Annotated in this window: 21 protein-coding genes, 1 pseudogene and 1 riboswitch; of the genes and pseudogenes, 5 read left to right on the plus strand and 17 right to left on the minus strand. The window is 46.5% G+C overall.

Translation table 11 applies throughout. From position 1 onward, the window contains the following. Positions 1–118: 118 nt before the first annotated feature. The 5 genes from eno to RS889_RS08400 all read right to left on the minus strand — a co-directional run bounded on the left by eno (position 119) and on the right by RS889_RS08400 (position 5,199). Positions 119–1,405, minus strand: a complete 1,287-nt coding sequence (gene eno, locus RS889_RS08380; RefSeq protein ID WP_315710224.1) for a phosphopyruvate hydratase — start codon at positions 1,403–1,405, stop codon at positions 119–121. Positions 1,406–1,417: 12 nt separating this feature from the next. Beyond that, entirely contained in the window at positions 1,418–1,843 is a 426-nt protein-coding gene (locus RS889_RS08385; protein ID WP_315710225.1) for an adenine nucleotide alpha hydrolase family protein, read from the minus strand. Positions 1,844–2,129: 286 nt separating this feature from the next. Beyond that, positions 2,130–2,199, minus strand: a riboswitch (Fluoride riboswitch). Between the two features lie 154 nt (positions 2,200–2,353). Continuing rightward, positions 2,354–3,049 carry a LutC/YkgG family protein gene (locus RS889_RS08390; protein WP_315710226.1) on the minus strand — a complete coding sequence of 232 codons (696 nt, stop codon included), beginning with the start codon at positions 3,047–3,049 and terminating at the stop codon, positions 2,354–2,356. Then, positions 3,049–4,470, minus strand: a complete 1,422-nt coding sequence (locus RS889_RS08395) for a LutB/LldF family L-lactate oxidation iron-sulfur protein (RefSeq protein WP_021016530.1) — start codon at positions 4,468–4,470, stop codon at positions 3,049–3,051. The genes RS889_RS08390 and RS889_RS08395 overlap by 1 nt, the downstream gene beginning before the upstream one ends. Positions 4,471–4,479: 9 nt before the next feature. Beyond that, entirely contained in the window at positions 4,480–5,199 is a 720-nt protein-coding gene (locus tag RS889_RS08400; RefSeq protein ID WP_315710228.1) for a (Fe-S)-binding protein, read from the minus strand. Between the two features lie 410 nt (positions 5,200–5,609). On the opposite strand from RS889_RS08400, the gene RS889_RS08405 reads away from it, so the two are divergent. Next, complete coding sequence (locus tag RS889_RS08405; protein ID WP_315710229.1) at positions 5,610–6,419, plus strand: helix-turn-helix domain-containing protein; 810 nt, start codon at positions 5,610–5,612, stop codon at positions 6,417–6,419. On the opposite strand, the gene RS889_RS23780 is transcribed toward RS889_RS08405, so the two are convergent. The 11 genes from RS889_RS23780 to RS889_RS08455 form a co-directional block, all read right to left on the minus strand. After that, positions 6,370–6,639: an ATP-binding protein gene (locus tag RS889_RS23780; protein ID WP_425475120.1), complete on the minus strand. Its 270-nt coding sequence runs from the start codon at positions 6,637–6,639 to the stop codon at positions 6,370–6,372. The genes RS889_RS08405 and RS889_RS23780 overlap by 50 nt on opposite strands. A gap of 334 nt (positions 6,640–6,973) precedes the next feature. Then, on the minus strand, positions 6,974–7,678 hold the full coding sequence (locus RS889_RS08410) for a peroxiredoxin (RefSeq protein ID WP_315710230.1): 705 nt from the start codon (positions 7,676–7,678) through the stop codon (positions 6,974–6,976). A 36-nt stretch (positions 7,679–7,714) separates the two neighbouring features. Continuing rightward, a complete protein-coding gene (locus tag RS889_RS08415) occupies positions 7,715–8,194 on the minus strand; it encodes a Dps family protein (protein WP_290179704.1) in 480 nt (159 codons plus the stop codon). Positions 8,195–8,418: 224 nt separating this feature from the next. After that, a complete protein-coding gene (locus tag RS889_RS08420) occupies positions 8,419–8,649 on the minus strand; it encodes a disulfide bond formation protein B (RefSeq protein ID WP_315710231.1) in 231 nt (76 codons plus the stop codon). Continuing rightward, positions 8,646–9,524, minus strand: coding sequence for an MBL fold metallo-hydrolase (locus RS889_RS08425; protein ID WP_315710232.1), 879 nt, complete (start codon positions 9,522–9,524; stop codon positions 8,646–8,648). Before RS889_RS08425 ends, RS889_RS08420 begins: the two co-directional genes overlap by 4 nt. Beyond that, entirely contained in the window at positions 9,514–9,939 is a 426-nt protein-coding gene (locus RS889_RS08430; protein ID WP_315710233.1) for a PaaI family thioesterase, read from the minus strand. The genes RS889_RS08425 and RS889_RS08430 overlap by 11 nt, the downstream gene beginning before the upstream one ends. A gap of 94 nt (positions 9,940–10,033) precedes the next feature. Next, complete coding sequence (locus tag RS889_RS08435) at positions 10,034–10,375, minus strand: carboxymuconolactone decarboxylase family protein (protein ID WP_315710234.1); 342 nt, start codon at positions 10,373–10,375, stop codon at positions 10,034–10,036. Between the two features lie 29 nt (positions 10,376–10,404). Then, entirely contained in the window at positions 10,405–12,114 is a 1,710-nt protein-coding gene (locus tag RS889_RS08440) for an FAD-dependent oxidoreductase (protein ID WP_315710235.1), read from the minus strand. A gap of 35 nt (positions 12,115–12,149) precedes the next feature. Beyond that, positions 12,150–13,133: an SLAC1 anion channel family protein gene (locus tag RS889_RS08445; protein ID WP_315710236.1), complete on the minus strand. Its 984-nt coding sequence runs from the start codon at positions 13,131–13,133 to the stop codon at positions 12,150–12,152. 345 nt (positions 13,134–13,478) lie between these two features. Continuing rightward, positions 13,479–13,991, minus strand: a complete 513-nt coding sequence (locus RS889_RS08450) for a NifB/NifX family molybdenum-iron cluster-binding protein (RefSeq protein ID WP_315710238.1) — start codon at positions 13,989–13,991, stop codon at positions 13,479–13,481. Then, positions 13,966–14,286, minus strand: coding sequence for a DUF134 domain-containing protein (locus RS889_RS08455; protein ID WP_315710239.1), 321 nt, complete (start codon positions 14,284–14,286; stop codon positions 13,966–13,968). The genes RS889_RS08450 and RS889_RS08455 overlap by 26 nt, the downstream gene beginning before the upstream one ends. Positions 14,287–14,509: 223 nt before the next feature. Between RS889_RS08455 and nrdG the strand changes: the two are divergent. The 4 genes and pseudogenes from nrdG (at position 14,510) to RS889_RS08475 (ending at position 18,731) form a co-directional block, all read left to right on the plus strand. Further along, positions 14,510–14,994, plus strand: a pseudogene (nrdG, locus tag RS889_RS08460) (anaerobic ribonucleoside-triphosphate reductase-activating protein). 924 nt (positions 14,995–15,918) lie between these two features. Continuing rightward, positions 15,919–16,275, plus strand: a complete 357-nt coding sequence (locus RS889_RS08465; RefSeq protein WP_021016527.1) for an Aca2/YdiL-like domain-containing protein — start codon at positions 15,919–15,921, stop codon at positions 16,273–16,275. Positions 16,276–16,287: 12 nt separating this feature from the next. Further along, entirely contained in the window at positions 16,288–16,866 is a 579-nt protein-coding gene (gene aroL / locus RS889_RS08470) for a shikimate kinase AroL (RefSeq protein WP_037381862.1), read from the plus strand. A gap of 653 nt (positions 16,867–17,519) precedes the next feature. Further along, positions 17,520–18,731 (plus strand): MFS transporter, encoded by a 1,212-nt coding sequence (locus tag RS889_RS08475; RefSeq protein ID WP_315710240.1) that lies wholly within the window; start codon positions 17,520–17,522, stop codon positions 18,729–18,731. Positions 18,732–18,773: 42 nt separating this feature from the next. On the opposite strand, the gene RS889_RS08480 is transcribed toward RS889_RS08475, so the two are convergent. Then, the gene (locus RS889_RS08480; protein WP_315710241.1) at positions 18,774–19,670 is read right to left on the minus strand and encodes a LysR family transcriptional regulator; all 897 of its coding nucleotides are present in this window, start codon (positions 19,668–19,670) and stop codon (positions 18,774–18,776) included. Positions 19,671–19,791 lie beyond the last annotated feature (121 nt).

The raw sequence follows: 19,791 nt of genomic DNA on the forward strand, positions 1-19,791 counted from the left end.
GTTTATCCATTATCGGCAGAAGGTTGGCGAGTAATTAAGCGTCCATATAACATGTCCATAGCGGACGATGTTCAGTGGCGGCTACTATTGTTTGCGCCTTCTGCCGATAAACAGTGGGTTAGTACGTCACGAAGGCTGATTTACCTGCATAGACTGCCGCACTGCCAAGTTCATCTTCAATTCGCATTAACTGATTGTATTTTTCTATACGTTCACCACGACATGGTGCCCCGGTTTTAAGATGGCCAGCCATCAAACCGACCGTCATATCAGCAATAAAGGAATCCACGGTTTCGCCACTACGGTGCGATATAAATGTCCCCCAACCATGTTGATGGCACAGGTGAACCGCATCGATGGTTTCACTCAATGAGCCAATCTGGTTCAGTTTTATCAACGCTGCATTGGCTAACTGTTCATCTATCCCACGCTGTATGTATTTTACGTTGGTAACAAACAGGTCATCGCCGACCAATTCCACCTGGTGTCCAATCGTGTCATTAAGGTATTTCCACCCGTCCCAATCATCTTCTGCAAGGCCATCTTCAAGCAGAATGATGGGGAAGTTTTTAATCAGCCCCTGATAATAATCTGTCATTTCCTGGGATGTTAAGGCGACATTTTCGGTGCGGAGATGATATTTACCCTCTTTACAGAATTCGCTTGATGCCGGGTCCATACATATTCCGATATCATCCCCAGGACGATATCCGGCTTGCTCGATTGCCTGGACAATCAGTTCCAGCGGCTGTCGATTGGATGAAACGATAGGCGCAAATCCGCCTTCATCGCCAACACCGGCACTCAACCCCTTACTGATGAGAATTTGTCTTAAGGTTTGATAAACTTCGCTACCCCAGCGCATGGCTTCACGGAAAGTAGGCGCGCCTACTGGCGCAATCATATACTCCTGGAAATCTGCGCCCTGACCCCGGGCGTGAACGCCGCCATTGATAATATTCATACAGGGTACAGGTAATAAATTGGCGCTCATTCCCCCGATATAACGGTAAAGTGGCATGTTATAGACTGACGCCGTTAAACGAGCCACGGCCAGCGAAACACCCAGAATGGCATTGGCACCCAGTTTGCTTTTATTTTCTGTGCCATCAAGCGCAATCATTTTATTATCAATTGCTTTTTGATCCCGTATGTCCTGGCCAATAAGCATGTCGCTTATTTCATGGGTGATGCTGTTTACCGCATTCTTGACGCCTTTCCCGCCAAACCGGTTTTTGTCTCCATCGCGTCTCTCTATGGCTTCTCTCTCGCCAGTGCTCGCGCCTGATGGTACGGATGCTCTGGCAAAAGCGCCACAGGGAGTATATATCTCTACTTCAACGGTCGGGTTGCCTCGGGAATCCAGAATCTCTCTGGCCAGGATTTTTTCAATTTTGAAGCTCATAATGACTCCTAATTAAGTATTAATATGTTTTATAAGCACATCAACATCAAGGTGATTGATAAATTCAAGGGAACGGGAACTGATAATTCCCAAAAATCGATTAGTATGACCCGCGATGACAAGATCTATATTTTTTTCATGGATAAGTTTTTCAACATCATCGAATCTGCGTAATGTGACGAGTACGACCGTATCGACATTTTCAGGAACAGCCGTAACGACTTTACTAAACATTGACTTGGCTTCTATTACTTCTCTTGATTGCACACCCTCCGTACGAGAGTCAGAAATATAATTCATGGCAAGGTAATTGAAACTAATATGTCCAAGTGTGATTTTCATATTGCCATTATCTGAAATCTTTGCCGCGTGCCTTAATAAAATGGCGCCGTCTATCTCATCATGGATTAAAACCAATGCGTGTTTATAGATGTTCATGGCAGTCTCTCTTGTTGCTGACGTTATTGAGTGAATCCCGGAAGACGGTTTTTTCCCGGCTCATTGACGCTGACAGACAGGTAGTATCGGGACCAATAAGTTTTACCTCCATGAGCGGAGGAATATGAAATGTCACAGGCTCTTGGCCAGGCGCAGCCAATTATGTCGGTATCAGAATTTTTATAATCAGTCATGTAACACATAATCTCCCCTGAAATAGTGCAGAAGAGAAACAGATGTCGAGGAAAACAGCCTGACATACGATACTCCTCCTTGATTAAGGAAACGTAAGCCAGGCGTCATCAGCTATATTCTATAGCGGTTGGGGAAGGTAGTACGCCATTACCTTGTATAGATATGAATATAGACCACACATTATATCTTCACAACCGACAGACTGTATGGAAGTGTTACGTATTGACTCAGGGTGATCACTGTTTTGGCGATCACCCGAAGTCACTGGCCACACGAGCAAAGCGCCTTCATTTGCGCGGTGTGCCGTCGCCCGTATCAGCAATCTTCTATGATCAAATAAGCGGCATTGACCGGACCATGCACCCCGACCACTTTGATCAGCTCAATATCTGCCGTGGAGCTGGGCCCACTGATGAGATTGATGCAAGAAGGCATACGCTCACCTTGCTGCGCCATCTGATGCAGGCGCTGTGCCAATTGGGCGACGCGTGGCAGGATAGTGCTCTTGCGCAGCACAAAGATCGAGGACTCGGGTAGTAAACTGATCGCACAGCCTTGCTCCGCTGTCGAGAACAGTACTACACCACCCGACTCAGTCAGGCCGTACTCGGCGTAGACCACACCAATTTTGGCTTGTTCGGCCTGGCGGATAGGCGCATTACTGTCGATTGATGACCAGACTGCCGCCTGACATTCACGCTGTAGCCATGGGGTAATGCCCAGAGCGACCAGCCGGGAATCACCACTTACGATCACCGGAGCATGTCCATATCGGTCACACAGTTGTAATGCCGCCTGCGCTGCATCCGCTTCAGACGTCAGTTCACAGTGCGTCAGCATGACATTGGAGGCAATGTCGATAAACGCCTCATATCGCTGTTGGATGCTCAGTTCCGTTAGCCGTGTGCGGGCATAATTGTTCATCAGCGTTGGGAGCGGTTCTGGTGTATGACGAACGTCGCGCCCAAGTTGTTGAGCGATCCCGGCCAGAAATGCATCACGGTTTTCCATTATTTATTCCCCTGCGCCTGATGTTTTTTGAACCAGCTGCGAAAGCTTTCACCGTCGGCTTCCGGTAGATCCCGTGCTTCGGTCCACTCTCCGATGGCACCGATGTCGATCGGCGCTTTACCGCCTTTAATGAACCAGCTTGCCGCACGTGCGCCAGCAACCATACCGACTTTCCACAGCGCTGGATGACTATTGACGTAAGTGAACATTTTGGTCGCTCTCTGCTCGGCCCTGGATGTCATGCCACTTTCCGCCATGATGCGCCGGTGTTTGAGGATCAGTTTTGAGAGCGGAATCCGCACCGGACATACCGAGTCGCAGGCGGTACACAATGAGCAGGCGTAAGGCAGATCTTTGAAATCCTGATAGCCACCTAACAGTGGAGAAAGCACAGCGCCAATTGGTCCGGGATAGATCGATCCGTAACCATGACCGCCGATATGGCGGTAGGCCGGACAAGTATTCATACAGGCCCCGCAGCGAATACAGCGCAAAATATCGCGAAACGATGAACCGAGTACCTGTGAGCGACCGTTGTCGACAATCACCAAGTGAAACGCTTCCGGACCATCAACATGGTTCGCCTGGCGTGGACCGGTCAGCCAGGTGTTATAGCCGGTTAAACGCGCCCCTACCGCGCTGCGTGCCAGCAAAGTGATCAGTACGTCCACTTCTTCAAACGTTGGTGCGATACGCTCCATGCCCATCACCGCGATATGGGTTTTGGGCAAGGTGGTGCACAATCTGGCGTTACCCTCATTGCTGACCAGGCAAACCGAGCCGGTTTCCGCCACGGCAAAGTTACAACCGGTGATACCAACCTCGGCGCTGAGAAAATCCTGGCGAATTTTCTGGCGGATAAACAGGGTCATTGCCTCTGGCGTTTCCGGGCCGTCATAGCCGAGTTTTTCATGCAACACCTGGCGAATCTGATAACGATCCTTATGGATGGCGGGCACTACCACATGTGAAGGCGGATCCTGGTCCAACTGTAAAATATACTCGCCAAGGTCGGTTTCAATGACGTTGATGCCGGCTTCCTGCAATACGTGGTTGATACCGATCTCTTCGGTAACCATTGATTTGGATTTCACCACCTTGCTGGCATTTTTAGATTGAACAACCTGTAGGATGTACTGGGTGGCCTCTTCTTTGGTTTTTGCGAAGCAGACATGGCCCCCGTTGGCGATGACCTGTTCCGATAATTGGTAGAGATAGGCATCCAGATTACTGAGCACATGGTCGCGGATTTGCCCGGCATAGTCACGCCACGCTTCCCAATGACCCAATTCATCCACCATTTTCTGTCGATTGGTGCCGATACGCTCCTGCGCGTTGGCGACGGCCTTGCGCATGATAGGGTCTTCAATCTGGATACGGATGCGATCCTTGAATTTTACGTCGCTGGTTTTCAGATACATATCAATTCCTTATCGACTCATCAGTGCTTCGGAGATGTGCATCACTTTGACGGGATGACCTTCGCGCTGTATGCGCCCACCAATGTTGATCAGGCAACTCACGTCGGCGCTAATCAGATAATCCGGTTGAACGGCCATCATATGGCTGACCTTCTCTTTGACCATTTCGCCGGAGATCTCCGCCATTTTGACCGAAAAAGTGCCACCGAATCCGCAACAGGTTTCCTGGCCTTGAAACGGTAACAGTTCCAGGCCTCTGATATGGCTAAGCAGTGTGAGCGGCTCTTCGCGAACGCCCATTTTACGGAACAGGCTACAGGAGGGGTGATAGACCGCTTTGCCGGGTAACCGGGCGCCCACATCGGTTACCCCCAGATGATTGACAATAAATGACGTGAGATCGTGCATACGGTTGGCGACAGCTTCGGCGCGGCGCATCCACTCGGGTTCCGCCGTCAGATAGGTAGAATAGCTCTTGATGGCGTAGGTACAGGAACCCGCTGGCGAAATAATCGGATCGTTGTTTTCTTCCAGCGCGGCAATGAGATTTTTCATCCCGGGAATAGAATCCTGGATGTAGCCGCTGTTGATGGAGGGTTGTCCGCAGCATCCCTGTTTTTCCGGAAAGTTGACTGTACAGCCAAGCTGTTCCAGCAGTAGCACGGAATCGCGTGCCATACGTGATTTGAGCGCATCACCGATGCAGGTGACGAAAAAATTAATGTTCACGACAATTCTCCTGTTGCACTAGCGGATTAAAATACCTGGCTGGAATTGACGTTTGTCCAGGTTGTCTATTGCCATCCGGATTCTGTTTTTAACGCTTTGCGGCATTGTTATCGGTATTGCTATTTTGCATGCATAGACGCTTCATCTGTTTCTGCCATCATAAAGTCAGCGATGACATAGAAACGTCTGATCTCCCCAGATGTAATTAATGGGTTGGTAAATTGGGATCGGATAGTTCAAAAAAACGATGCCATCCCAATAACCATTATTAAAAACACTATGTGAATTTAAGGGCAGATATCCCGTTTACTCATTGCGACAAGATGCTGAACTCAGCATGATTATCACTCAAAATATGATGTCTTATGTTATTATATAACGCCGTTATCTATCGATTAGAGGACAACTTTATGCCGTATCATTACACCGGGCTGGCAAAGAAGCCATATGAGCTGTATTTACCGGTTTCTGTCCCTGAAGAAGTGAGTGACTTGCCGCGTCCGGTCTATTTTCGAACCTACCCGCTGAAAAAAAAGATATATATCGTGCGACATCAACATGCGTTTATTGAGTTTCTCTATGCGCGTGAAGGCAGTATGCGGGTGGAGATTGATGGCAAAACGCTTATTGTGCCGGTATTCCATGGCATATGGATTCCCGCCAATACGCCGCACCGTATATGGGCTATGAGTGATGTGCTACTCGAGTGTTTATATCTTGAACCTGATTTCATCAATATTAACAACAGTTACTGTAACGTAGTGATAATCAGTCATTTTGTTAGGGAATTCATTCATTACGCCACGGAAAACACTCCCGTTCTTTATGATGAAGATCAGCACGATGGCATGCTGGTAACGGTATTGGTTAATCTTCTTTTACAACTGCCGGATGCCGGGTTTTCGTTATCCTGGCCACGTTCCCCTACATTTATGCATGTCTGTAGAGAGATACAGGCAAATCCGGGTATGGCTCATAGCATTGAAGAGTGGGCAGAGAAAACCAGTATGTCGATACGCACTTTTTCGCGTCGTTTTAAAAAAGAAACGGGTATTTCATTCAGCGAGTGGAAAAAGAAAATGAGGTTATTGGAATCCGTCATCATACTGAAAAATAATCGCAGTGTTACCCAGGTGGCCCTGGATCTTGGTTACTCCGGCATTGCGTCTTTTACCTTCGCTTTTCGCCAGATGTTTGGCGTTCCTCCGACACGTTACTAACATTTGCAATCCAATACTCATATCGGCGGAAGGGGATCTCCTCAAGGTAAGCGCCTCCTTGGCGTAATCGAGCCGCTTGTAGTAATCGGTCAATCCACCTTGTATCACGTGAGCTGATTTCTACATCCAGCAACAGTCCTAAACGCTCCTCGAACATCAACTGACTCATTTGTGGTTGTTCTAGCTGCAATGCCAAGGCTCTTGCCATGCCATTCAGCATGTGGCAGCTCTCCTGTTGACTTATAGTATTTGTCAATACTGATCGAATTGCGACCCACCATGCCAAAGTAATCCATCCTGCCAAGGTGAGGAGTGGTTGTTAATTAAAGATAGGTTCCCAAAATTCAACCCGAGTAATGCCGTCATTTTTGAATACGGACAATGGCTTCGAACTCAATTATAAGTACTCGAACAACATGCTTGCCAGCCAACTGATTATTTATTGATAACTTGCTATCTCGCTTCCTACTGGTTACAGAGCCACTATCTATAGATGGTGGCTCAGCAATATTGAACTCAAAGTAAAAGCTGGAGTTTTATTTTAACATCAATAATCAACTCAGTATCTCTTCGATAGTGATGTAATCACCTACTCGGCCTGTCATTTGCTCGGCATCAGTATTTACCGGCAGAGTCTTTTTCCCTGGCCGCCAACCAGCAGGGCAAACTTCCCCTGTCTTGGTTGCATATTGCCAAGCCTCAACCTGTCGTAAAAATTCATTCACATTTCGACCGACTGAATCTGCTTGTACTTCTTGTGCCACACAGATGCCATCCGGATTAAACAGGAATCGACCTCGTAGAGCTACTCCTTCTTCCTCCACTAAGACACCGAACATTTCGCTCACCGCCTTGGTGGTATCGGCGCCAATGGTTAATTGCAATCCAGCCAGCAGGGGTTCTGTTTCGACAAATCGTTTATGCGAAAACTTCGAGTCGACAGAGATTGCCAAAATCTCAACTCCGAGCTTTTGAAATTCATCGTATTTAGCATTCATAGCCGCAATTTCTGTCGGACAAACAAACGTAAAATCTGCCGGATAAAAACAGATCACCGCCCATTTGCCTTTATAGGCATCGCTTGATACTGAAATAAAATGCCCTGATTTTGCATCATATGCCTCCAGGGTAAATGAAGGCATTTCTTGTCGAACCATGCTTGAACTCATAGGCTTCTTCTCCGATTGTTCATATTGATGAGAAATAGTTAATTCTTTCTTTAAGGGTTTTCTGGCTTTTATTCCGGTATCACAGCTCATTCTGCTTTCCTCGTAAATGTGAACACCAGTGAACAATCACTCAAGCAAGCTACGTAGCATCCAGGCCGTTTTCTCGTGTAATTGGATCCGCTGTGTCAACAAATCAGCAGTCGCCTCATCATTGGCGGCATCGACTATAGGAAATAAGGAACGAGCTGTTTTAACAACAGCTTCCTGGCCCATGACAAGATTTGCAATCATGACCGTGGCCGCAGGAACATCATGATCTTCCGGCATCACCGTCAAGCGTGAAAATTCATGGTATGTCCCTGGAGCAAAACAACCCAATGAACGAATTCGTTCCGCGATTTGATCTACCGCCAGAGCTAATTCGTTGTATTGATTTTCAAACATTAAGTGCAAGCTATTAAACATTGGCCCGGTAACATTCCAATGGTAGTAGTGCGTTTTAATATACAAGGTATAACTGTCTGCCAAGAGCCGAGACAATCCTTCGGCAATATCCAACCGGGCTGACTCAGAAATACCAATATCAATTACTTGTTTACTCATCATTGCTCTCCATACATTAGTGATTGCGAATTTACAATATAGCGTATGCTACATTGCATAAACATACAACAGGTAAACAGGATCGCGCCCAGATCAATAGTTATATTGTATCTAATTGATAATTAAGTATTTTAATTCATGCTGATTCGTGAGTTCACGCGGCGCGGCCGACAGGATTCATTAATTTGCACGACCCAACACGATGGCTTCCGCAGCAGCAAGAGAGCCTAGGTCGATAACCTGTTAGTAGCCGTTTTGCAGCAGCGCCTGACGCGCGGCCTCAGCCCGACGGCTATCAGTCCCATGGTGGTAATTCGCTCATAAATGCACATCACACAAGGTGATAATCCCAGCCCATGTTGAAACACCATGGCGCTTAGTTCTAGAAATAGAGCGGAGACCAGCAACAACTTCCAGGATGAACGCTGCTGGGAGATCCCTTGCAGATAGGCAATCATAATGACAACGCCTCTTGGGTCGTGACTGGCAGAACCTTAATATTGTAACGGGCGCCAACATGGAGCAATTTCACATCCACATCGGGTAATTGCCGTTGCAGGCGCTCGATCACGGCATCGCCGGTACAGTGTCCCGGCCGCAGGAAATCGAGCTGGCATCGCCGCAAAAAATCCAGGGTATGTGCCAAACGCGGCTCATCGGCATGCAACAGATGCAAGCCACCAACGACCCCAGCCACTTTGTTAACTCCGGTCTGTCGACGGATATGGGCGATGGTATTGATGAGCCCTGAGTGGCAACATCCCAACACGATGACCAAACCGCGCGGCGTATTTAGCCACAAAGCCAGATCATCCTCGATATTATCTAGTGCGAATCCCTCGGCATCAAGAAAGAAGGGCCCACCGACATCCTCAAAGGTATCCTGGCGCGGGATCTCACCACTGGTGCCCCAATAGGGCGTCAGCATTTGCGCGGTGAGACACCAAAGGCGCATCTGGGGTGGAAGATCCCATAACTGAGTCACAACCGGGGTCGGCATACCAATACTGCGCACCGGCTTGTGGGAATGACGACTATAGCGCGGCAAAATGACACTTGGGTGGGCCAACACCGGACATTGAACACCCAACCGCCAGAGTGCGCTTAAGCCACCGGAATGATCATAGTGTCCATGACTGAGCACCACCCATTGGCAATCATTTAATCGGATATCAAGCTTATCGGCGTTGTGGATCAGTGTTTCACCCGAACCGGTATCAAACAGCAAGTCCAGCTCGGCCGAATGCATCCAAACTGCAAAGCCATGTTCGGTCTGCAACTCATTTTGAGCATGATTATCGCAAAGCACAGTGATCTGGACTTCAGTAGCCATGAGCCATACTCCCTGCGGTTGGCGCGATAAACTTGGCAGAAGCGCGTGCTAGGCGTTGATCTGTGGCAATGTTCTGTCCGGCAATATGCGGTCCAGACACTAGCCAAGCTTCGAGCTGATAGATGCCTCGGCGCTGGCCGAGTAGCCTAGCGCAGACTGTGAGGGCCTGACTCACACGGATTGGTGCCATGAATCGAACCGTCAACTCGGCCGTCAGCGCCGTTATTCCCTGCATGAATAAGCAGTGGGTCATGGCCGCATCGAGTAAGGTGCTGGTCATGCCGCCATGCAAAAGTCCCGTATAGCCTTGATGTTGTGAACTCACCATAAAGGGCGCACTGACGGATCCATCCAGATGTTGCGAGAAAACGAGCTCTAACGAATCAGGATTGTTTTCACGCGAGCCACAAACCATGCAGTGGGCATGACTCTGTCTAACCTCATGGTAACTATTCATTGATCCCTACTTAGCGGCAGGTGGAAAATTACCTGCCGCATCGGGTCATCGATTAACTGGCCAGCTCTTCTACTGCTGCCAGCGCCTGAGTGCCATAAATCACCGCAGGACCTCCACCCATCAGGATGGCAACATCGATGGTCTCAACCAGTTCCTGCTTGCTCGCTCCCGCCTTAAGCGCCGCTGCCACATGGGCCGCGATGCACCCATCACAACGGACAGCAACCGCAATTGCCGTTGCCATCAGCTCCTTTTGTTTAATGCTGAGTTCACCCTCGTACATTGCCGCCTTATGCAAAGCTAGAAATGCATTCATGGTATTTGGACTGGCCTTGTGGTAAGCCGATCCGAATTGATGTTGTTCCTGATTAATCTCTGTGTAGTTCTTAGCCATAAAATACCTCGACTAGTTGTTGGTGCTTATCAAAATGTATCGGTAACCATCTGGTAAGTCTTATAACCCCCGGTCAGATTGCGAGCCTGAAAACCATTTTGTACCAACATGCGATAAGCAACATGTCCGCGCAAACCGACTTGGCAAGCCACCAAAATTTCTTTATCGACGGGTAGCGTATATAAGCGATCCCGCAACTCATCGAGTGGAATGTTCAACGCATTAGGAAAGGAGCCTGACGCTTCCAGCTCTGGCGGATTGCGAACATCCAGCACAACGTGATCAGCAGTTCCCAGCAATAGTTCTTCTGTGTGACAAATAGCCTCATCACCATTCATCACATTACTGGCGACCATGCCCGCCTGATTCACCACATCTCGCGCCGAGCCAAAAGGTGGCGCATACGTCAGTTCCAGATCGGCCAACTGCTGAACGGTCATCCGAGCGCGTTGCGCAACAGCTAAAACATCAATTCGTTTGTCGATACCATCCAAACCAGCTGCCTGTGCACCCAGGATCTGACCATCCATTGGATCAAACAGTAATTTCAAGGTTACCGGGTGAGCTCCGGGGTAGTAACTGGCATGGCTAGCGGTATGTACATAAATCTTTTCATAGGCCATATTCAGTCGCTTGAGTGTTTTTTCATTCAAGCCTGTACTGCCAATTGCCATGTCAAACACTTTGCAGATCGCGGTGCCTTGTGTCCGGTGATAATGCGCGTGACGACCGAGCATATTATCGGCCGCAATACGTCCTTGCCGATTGGCAGGACCAGCCAACGGCACCAGCGCCGCGTCGCCGGTAACGAAGTTCTCCGTTTCCACAACATCGCCAACCGCATAAATATCTGGTTCAGACGTTTGCATAGCGCTGTTAACCTTGATGCCGCCCAGAACACCTAATTCCAAGCCAGCTTGAGCAGCCAACGTTGTTTCCGGTTTTACCCCAATGGCCAAGATCACCATTCCGGTCTGCAACATATCGCCGGAACTCAGAATCAGATCCAGGTTATGGCTATGTGTGACGGTTTTGTCATACACTGCGGTCGCTTCAGGCTCGGCCGGATAAAAATCAGCAGTAGAAATGGCGGACAAACCCGTCTTAAGGCGCAAATCGATGCCTTTTTCACATATATGGCGGTGTAACATATTGGCCATTTCACGATCAACAGGAGCCATTACCTGATCAGAGAGCTCCAATAAGGTTACTTTGATCCCTCGATGGTGCAGTGCTTCAACCATCTCCAACCCAATAAAACCACCCCCGACAACAGTGGCATGTTTAGGTTTTTCTGCGGCTAGTGCGACAAGGATTTTATCCATATCCGGTATATTGCGCAGACTGTATATATGATGACTATTAATGCCAGGTATTGGCGGTTTGATAGGTGATGCGCCAGGGCTTAATAACAACTTATCATAAGATTCCTGATAGGTTTCCCCCGTCAACATATGCCGAGCGGTTATCGTTTTATTTTGGGCATCAATGTTTATAACTTCATTAAACACACGGACATCGACATTGAATCTGTTTTTGAAACTATCAGGCGTTTGCAGTAACAAGGCATCCCGCGACACTATTTCACCACTGATATGGTATGGCAAACCACAGTTGGCAAAGGATACAAATTCCCCACGCTCAAGAACTATGATTTCCGCATCTTCCGCAACTCGTCGCGCCCGTGCAGCGGCTGAAGCTCCACCGGCGACCCCACCGACAATTACAATCTTCGTCATATGTAATTCCTTACTGTATTTCAATTAACGAGCTCTTATTCCGGTTGGCACAATTCAGCAGCAAACACCGCTTTTACTGTTCGAACCACCAACCAAGTCAATAAAATAGTCAACAGACATAACAGCACGGCCGATATGGCTTGAAAAAACAGATGTGATGTCAGATGAGCCATCCTCATGGAGGCAATAGTTAATGCTGCTAGCGGAAAAGAATATGCCCATGAAGAGATAAAAAAAGGCACTTTAATGAATCTGGATATGTTCATCGCCAGTAATAGGCCAAGGAAAAGTGCAATGTAATAAATAACCCGTGCAAAAACATCGAGCTCACCAACTAGACTTATATAGGAGATAAATCCGACTGATGGTGGTGCCAATAGAATAAATAACATAGGCGTCATTCGAGCGGGCAATGGCTCATGAAAGAACAGTCGATACATGATGATCGTCAATAATACGATCCAAAAAATGATCCCGATGCTAAAGCAAAACCAGCTCAACTCGGTATAGCCCAGCTGACTACCGGTAATAGGAATAATAATGTTGCCCACCACAGGGATAAACCAGCTTGGATTCGCATGTGATAGTGTGTAGTGAGTGTGGTGGATCCAACTGCTCATCACATACAAGGTGAGAGCGATTTGCAAGGCAACCCCCATCATCCACAAATAGGTTGCAACTATGGTTTCCTGTTGCCAAACGACCGAAAGCAACAACAGGCTAATAGAAAATGCAGGGAAAAAATTTATGCGAACCGGGTGGCGAATTTCCTCAAGAACAGCCTCCGGATAATGCCATGCCTTAATAGTATAAATGATAGATATTACCACCATGCCAACGGATGTGACATAAGCCAAAATAAGCCATATTACAGAATTATGGAAAAATAAGCTGTCCGCGCCTTTCCATGCCAATGTGAAACCAGATAATCCCATAATCACAGAAAAAAACGATATTGGGAAAAAGGTAATTCTGGACACATCCGAACCTGACTCGGTTAATGTTTCGTTTGGATTCATTTTTTAGTCACCACTATTAGGTAGGTGATTTAAAACCACTGCATTAGTCATCGCTACTGCAATTGGTTTATCACCAAAAAAATTCGCCATCACGCCCATGCAAATACACTGAAGCATATGGATGCTCAGGAATTACATATAAAACATTCATCCCAGAAACAGCAGGGGAATCATGGAAAAAGCTAATATTAAGAGCCGAACCATTATCCACGTTATAAAAACCTGACTGTATATCTACTCAATATACAGTCAAATACACTTGTTTGTTGCCAACACATCGGTGAGACAATACAGCCAATACTCGTGTTTTAATGTGGTTCGTTACTCGGGTTCAGCGGTATTAGCTCAGGAATGACAGCAGCGTCCATGACCTCGGCCTTGATTCTGCCCCTGACGGCAGTGTGATTTTGCCTGGTGATGTTGCTCATTCGACTGGCAACAATGTCCCGCAGGCTCACTTCCTTCATGATTGCAGCCGCAACCGCCTGACTTCTTCTTTGTCTCGTGATTCAAGGATTGGCGTCCTTGGCTCGCTTGATTGAGTTGTATTAGGCCACTGGTGACCGGATCACCCAGCTCACTAGCCAAACGACGCCCACAATTGGTCTGGTAAACCGCAAACTGCCGGGCTAACAACTTACCCAACATCTGTTCGCCAATATTGCGAACGACGACTTGGTTAACCCGTTGTTCCGCCAACAGGTCGACCATTTTCTGTTTTCCTGCACAATTGGCGGCCAGTGCAGGGTTATCAACGCGATTTATTTCAACTCCTCGCTCATCCAGAAACACCAGGCAATTAGCTTTGGTGAAATGGCTTGCGACCCGATCATCATTCATTGGAATTGCAGTGATCATTTTTTGTATCTCCTTCGTCCTCAAGGTGCATCATGAGCGCCTTGCCCTGGGTCAAACAGTCTACAACCTTGAAACGAGCTGCTTTCAGGACATTGGCGAGTGTCTGCCGGGAAACCCCCATTTCTACCGCCGCTTCCTGCTGCTGCATGCCGAGTAAATCGACCAAACGCAATGCTTCAAACTCATCATCTTTCAAGCGCACCTGCTCCAGTTGGCTCATGGGCCGAGCATTAGGCTTGAAGCAACTATCCGATGGGCGGCCACAGATGTTGCGTGGGATCTTGGGTCTAGCCATGGGGGCTCCTTGTTAGCATATGCTATATATACACTTTGAATATGGCATATGCAATATTTGATTGCGATAATGATGAAATCTGCCTAACCTGTTACAGACACAGTTGCATCAACTAGTGAGAAAAAATAACTATATTTTTCATGTGGTTGTAAATTCATAGCAGAAGGTCGTTCATGATCCGACGATAAACTCAGGGCTATCATAATGAAATTTGAGGAAATATATGCACTACCACCAATACTATCCCATCGACGTGGTCAATGGACTTGGAACGCGTTGCTCATCGTTTGTTTCGGGCTGCGAACATCAGTGTAAAGGTTGTTACAACCAATCAACATGGTGGTTGGACTCGGGGCATCTTTTTACCCAGGAAATGAGCGATCGAATCATTTCTGATCTCAACGATACCAATGTGCGAAGAAGAAGGCTTAACCTCTCAGGTGGAGACCTGCTTCACCCGGCTAATATTGCCGAGATACTTACGCTGGTGACCCGAGTAAGAAATGAATGTCTCGGAAAAGATATCTGGTGTTGGACCGGCCACAGCCTGGGTGAATTGACAGTGAATCAACTTGCCGTAGTTGATGTCTTGATTGATGGAAAATTCGTTGCCGAAATTGGGACCCTAGTTTGGTCTGGCGAGGAAGTAGCAACCAAGTAATTCATGAATTTGATCGCTCGGGCGCATGGTGGCAACAAGGCTCCTGACCCCTTTCGATCCTCGTCAGTCCAAAAGAGCTACGAAAGGCTAAAAGAATAAAACGCGCACAATACCAAGATTGGGTGAGATAAGAGGAATGTAGAAAAAATCGTTCTTGAGATCGCTTCAGGCGCTGGACAACCTGCTTGCGTGTTTACTGCGTAGTTGCGTTATGGGCGTACCCAGCCCTATAACCTTATGCACATAACCTCAATCAGCATTTACTCGCTACGAGTAATCCCACTACTCCGACTCAGTTTCGAATCCATGCCACTGCCGATAAATCTCATCTTGGGGGTTCTCAGCACACCGCCAACAGCAAAAGATCCAGTGGTACTTAACACACTGGTTAGGTTAATGCGATTGAGTGGTCAAATAAGAGCGATTACCCACAAATGCCGTTCCGTTTTAAACGGATGGCCAGATGGGCATCGATTGTAGTGTCGAAAGGGGGGAGATTCCCTGACTTCCTCTGCATAAAAATCTCTCTTGGCTAAACAGATATTTTAGCCGTATACGTTAATAAGTATGGAGGGCGGTGGCGCAAAAGCATCGGACTGGACATTGTGATTGTTTCCGAGGCGTTTCTGCTACAACATCATTCTCTTCAATATTAACACTTTTATTCTGTCTGTCTCCTCAGTATAAATTAATGTGCCTTACCAATTAGGGCGTAAAATGCCTAATCAAATAACAAATGCACTCGATTTCTACTACTAATTTTATATGATTATCGGCTTGTAACTTTGAAATAATATAAAACAAACATAATGACTACATTTATAAAGCCGGAAGATATTTATTTTTCAGTGAAGATATTTTGTCTGTTCTTTTTTTTATTCAATAAAAATGTGATATTGATCATACTCCATGGCTGTGTGAAAGTGATATTTAATTACAGATCAATCCTGAAAATTTAGGAGTAATACACTATGAATCATCTGGAGCTACAGGCAATGCGCCAGCTTTTTCTGTTGAGTGTAGAGGAAGCTGCGCTCCATATTGCTGGAGATGGGAACACCGAGCAATGGTTAATGTGGGAAAGAGGGGAAAAGGAAATTCCTCCCTCGGTTATTGAAAAACTATCTCACCTTAATAAGGAAAGAAAAGAGAGGATTAACGCTATCATTAAAAAAATAAACAATCGAATTGGTAATAACACCATGCGATCCTTTATCGATTTTGATGCGTTTCTTTCGGTTTATACGGATGGTGACTTTTTAGAATGGAAGGTGTATCAATCCGTCGCCAATGAGCTTTATTCCCGCGATCTGGAACGATTGTGTTGAAGGGATAGATAAATGATAAATACGATCATACTTGTGGGACCCCGCGCGTCAGGAAAAACGACAGTAGGAAAGATGCTTGCAAGATGTTTGAAGCTTAGCTTTGTTGACACGGATGAAATGGTACAGAGAAAAACCCATAAAACGATTGCACAGATTGTCGATGAACAGGGCTGGGATGCCTTCCGTATGATCGAAAGCCAAATATTAAAGGAAGTTGCCATTTCCGGTTATATCGTCGCTACTGGTGGGGGAATGGTGATTTCAGAGATGAACCGTAATTATATAAAAAATAAAGGTATTGTGTTTTACCTTTCAACATCGGTCGAGATGGTGATCAGGCGTCTCGAATCCAATCCGGCGGTAAACCAGCGTCCTTCGCTGACGGGGCTATCCATTACCGATGAGATTTCCGATGTGATCAGAATACGTGATCCGCTTTATCATGATGCGGCCCATTATGTGATTAATGCCAACGAAGAAAAAGAACAGGTTGTCGAGGCGATTAAGTCTATATACCGTGCATTGCTGAATGACGCTGCCAACGATGTCTCTCGTCTTTTTCCCATTGAGAGGGCTACTCATTCAGAATAACATCTATAGCGTTCTCATTGACTCATAATATTCGACAAGGGAAAACAGGACGTTGGGTAAATTCTGTTTCTGGTAATGTACACTCTATTTTTAGGGTATTTCAAAAATAGAGTATACATGTTGCATTTATGTCCTGATTTATGTGAATGAAAATGGTTTTTTTATTTTATTTATGTCACTTGGCTCACAATATTATGTATCATCGGTTTCTCTATAGAAATAATCTATGGGTTTTTAATAAAAATTAATTATTTATTGTGCTAAATAGTTGGTAATGTAAAAGGTATCGAAATATTTTATTCTGGAGTCTACTTGTGGCCATTTAAAACCCTGTTTTTTGTCTTCACTCTGTCAGATATTTTACCGTGAGGTGCGGGGAAGATGAATAGTCACACCTGTTTTTTACCGCTTACTTTATTCGTTGGAATAACACTAAAAAATCGTATTGTCATACTTTCGATAAGCAGGATTTTGGGCTGTAAGGTTTTTTGAAAGACGGGAATCATTTATAAATTTTCAGGCTCTGCACTGAGAACCCAGGAGAGAAACAAGATTATCGCTCATTCAATGGACTACGCATTTTTAGCATCCGGGCAGGGAAGATAATACCGGTCATTGCATCAAAAACATCCTTTTCTGAACCAAAGGCCTGTATGAAAAATCGCTATATACCGACTGCGTTCGGGTTATATCTTAACTACCTGGTGCATGGGATGGGTGTCATATTGATGAGCCTGAATATGCAGCACCTGGAGCAACAGTGGCAAACTGATGCAGCTGGCGTGTCGATCGTCATTTCGTCATTAGGGATAGGTCGGCTAAGTTTGCTGTTGTTCGCCGGTTCGCTTTCAGACCGATTCGGTCGTAAGCCTTTTGTCTACCTGGGAATCATTTTCTATCTGGTGTTCTTTCTGGGTATCCTTGGTACGAAGAGTATCGCCGTCGCATACTGCTTTGGCCTTATGGCAGGCATGGCAAACAGTTTTCTTGATTCCGGCACCTATCCGACATTGATGGAAGCGTTTCCCAACAGTCCTGGCACAGCTAATATCCTCATCAAAGCATTCGTTTCCTGCGGACAATTTCTGTTACCGATGGTGATTAGCGTATTGGTTTGGGCTAATCTCTGGTTCGGCTGGTCGTTCCTGACTGCTGCTGGCATCATGTTGCTAAACGCGGTATGTCTGTTCCGGCACCCTTTTCCCCCTTTTCGGCCTACACCTAAAGTAGATAAAAAACCGAACACGTCAGCGCAAAAGCGCACTAACGGTTGCACCTGTTCTAAACTGGATCTCGTTAGTTTCATTGTTTATGGATACATTTCCATGGCCACCTTCTATCTGGTCAGCCAGTGGTTGGCACAGTATGGACAGTTTGTGGCGGGTATGCCCTATGAGATGTCGATCAAATTGCTGAGTCTTTATACCGTAGGTTCCCTGTCGGGTGTTTTTATTACCGCTAGTCTGGCGAAGAAAGTCACCAATTCCAGTATGGTGTTGATGCTCTGTACGTTTGTCTCATTCATCACACTGTTGTTTGTGTGTCTACACCCGACCGTTGCGACAGTGTTCGTGTTTGCCTTTGTGATTGGTTTTTCTGCTGCGGGAGGCGTCTTGCAATTGGGGTTAACGATCATGGCGCTCCGTTTTCCCCATGCAAAAGGGAAGGCTACTGCTATTTATTACAGTGCGGGCAGCTTGGCTACTTTCACTGTCCCCTTGATTACCGCCTGGCTGTCGCAAATCAGTATCGCCAGTATCATGTGGTTCGATGTCGGCCTCGCCGCTGTTGGTTTCCTGACAGCACTGTTTATTGGTTATCGTGACATGGAAGCGCGCATCAACATGAATCAGATAGAGATTTAACGCCTGGCTGACAGGGAACAACACAGCGGGATATTTGCATTCCTACTGTATCGACTGACAGGAACTTAATATGAACTGCTTAAAGGATTCCGCCGCCGGCGATAGTATTCTGTCCTTGTGCGTCGCCAGATAGACATAACGGGTCTGTCCAGGATCCCGAATGCGCATAACATGCACATTGGAGTGAGCCAGTGTGCTGATGCGCGGCATGATGGCGATACCATAATTAATGCCAACCAAGCCCACCATTGCCATGTCCTCTTCTACATAGCAGGCAATTTCAGGGATCAGTTTTTTCTGCATGAATATTTTATCGATGAATTGGCGCAAGCCGCTTTTCTGCGAAAAGAAAATAAACGGATAGGAGATAGCTTCCTCCAGCTCGATTTCGCTGTCATGGCGCTGTGCCAGCGGGTGATCGCGGGCGGTAACCAACACCAGTTCCTGGCTGATTAACGGAGTAAATTCCACATCCGTTTCATCCTCAATATGGGAACAAAGCGCCATATCGAATTTGTCTTCCTTGAGTTCCTTTACAATAGACAGGGTTGTTCCTTGAAAAAAGGAAAAACGCTTATTTTTATTATCTGGAATGTGAATAAAACGATCTATTAGCTGTGGCACCACTGTTTCGCCCATAGTGTAAATAAAGGCCAGATTGATGACGCCATCGTTGGCGCCACACATTTTCTGCAATGCAATGCGGCCTTTTTCCAGTTCAAGAAGCGCATTGTCTACATAGGGCAGAAAGGTTTTCCCGCATTGTGTTATACGAACATTTCGGCCGCATTTTTCAAACAGAGTTACACCCAGCTCTTTTTCCAGCTCGGAAATAGCGTGGCTCAATGAAGGTTGTGTAATATACAGACTTGATGCCGCTTCCGTATAATGTTGTCTTTCCGCCAGTCTTTTGAAATAGTGCAATTGTTTTAAATTCATTCTACATCTCATGAAGTTAGTGAAGCGTGTATTTTTGTGGCCTGACAATATCAACATACTGCAAGCGAGAGGAAGATGTCGCTGATTAAATCACATTATGTCGTGTGGGCCTACTTACATG

It is taken from the genome of Brenneria uluponensis (genome assembly GCF_032395385.1).
In the GTDB taxonomy this organism is placed as follows: domain Bacteria; phylum Pseudomonadota; class Gammaproteobacteria; order Enterobacterales; family Enterobacteriaceae; genus Prodigiosinella; species Prodigiosinella aquatilis.

Excerpts from the sequence above, each read along its gene's own strand:
- RS889_RS08410 (WP_315710230.1), bottom strand. The coding sequence starts at position 7,678 with ATGAGCTGTGATACCGGAATAAAAGCCAGAAAACCCTTAAAGAAAGAA.
- RS889_RS08420 (WP_315710231.1), bottom strand. The coding sequence starts at position 8,649 with ATGATTGCCTATCTGCAAGGGATCTCCCAGCAGCGTTCATCCTGGAAG.
- RS889_RS08455 (WP_315710239.1), bottom strand. The coding sequence starts at position 14,286 with ATGGCTAGACCCAAGATCCCACGCAACATCTGTGGCCGCCCATCGGAT.
- RS889_RS08415 (WP_290179704.1), bottom strand. The coding sequence starts at position 8,194 with ATGATGAGTAAACAAGTAATTGATATTGGTATTTCTGAGTCAGCCCGG.
- RS889_RS08445 (WP_315710236.1), bottom strand. The coding sequence starts at position 13,133 with ATGAATCCAAACGAAACATTAACCGAGTCAGGTTCGGATGTGTCCAGA.
- RS889_RS08430 (WP_315710233.1), bottom strand. The coding sequence starts at position 9,939 with ATGGTTTGTGGCTCGCGTGAAAACAATCCTGATTCGTTAGAGCTCGTT.
- RS889_RS08435 (WP_315710234.1), bottom strand. The coding sequence starts at position 10,375 with ATGGCTAAGAACTACACAGAGATTAATCAGGAACAACATCAATTCGGA.
- RS889_RS08385 (WP_315710225.1), bottom strand. The coding sequence starts at position 1,843 with ATGAACATCTATAAACACGCATTGGTTTTAATCCATGATGAGATAGAC.
- RS889_RS08390 (WP_315710226.1), bottom strand. The coding sequence starts at position 3,049 with ATGGAAAACCGTGATGCATTTCTGGCCGGGATCGCTCAACAACTTGGG.
- RS889_RS23780 (WP_425475120.1), bottom strand. The coding sequence starts at position 6,639 with ATGCTGAATGGCATGGCAAGAGCCTTGGCATTGCAGCTAGAACAACCA.
- RS889_RS08395 (WP_021016530.1), bottom strand. The coding sequence starts at position 4,470 with ATGTATCTGAAAACCAGCGACGTAAAATTCAAGGATCGCATCCGTATC.
- RS889_RS08475 (WP_315710240.1), top strand. The coding sequence starts at position 17,520 with ATGAAAAATCGCTATATACCGACTGCGTTCGGGTTATATCTTAACTAC.
- RS889_RS08450 (WP_315710238.1), bottom strand. The coding sequence starts at position 13,991 with ATGATCACTGCAATTCCAATGAATGATGATCGGGTCGCAAGCCATTTC.
- aroL (WP_037381862.1), top strand. The coding sequence starts at position 16,288 with ATGATAAATACGATCATACTTGTGGGACCCCGCGCGTCAGGAAAAACG.
- RS889_RS08440 (WP_315710235.1), bottom strand. The coding sequence starts at position 12,114 with ATGACGAAGATTGTAATTGTCGGTGGGGTCGCCGGTGGAGCTTCAGCC.
- RS889_RS08465 (WP_021016527.1), top strand. The coding sequence starts at position 15,919 with ATGAATCATCTGGAGCTACAGGCAATGCGCCAGCTTTTTCTGTTGAGT.
- RS889_RS08425 (WP_315710232.1), bottom strand. The coding sequence starts at position 9,524 with ATGGCTACTGAAGTCCAGATCACTGTGCTTTGCGATAATCATGCTCAA.
- RS889_RS08405 (WP_315710229.1), top strand. The coding sequence starts at position 5,610 with ATGCCGTATCATTACACCGGGCTGGCAAAGAAGCCATATGAGCTGTAT.
- eno (WP_315710224.1), bottom strand. The coding sequence starts at position 1,405 with ATGAGCTTCAAAATTGAAAAAATCCTGGCCAGAGAGATTCTGGATTCC.
- RS889_RS08480 (WP_315710241.1), bottom strand. The coding sequence starts at position 19,670 with ATGAATTTAAAACAATTGCACTATTTCAAAAGACTGGCGGAAAGACAA.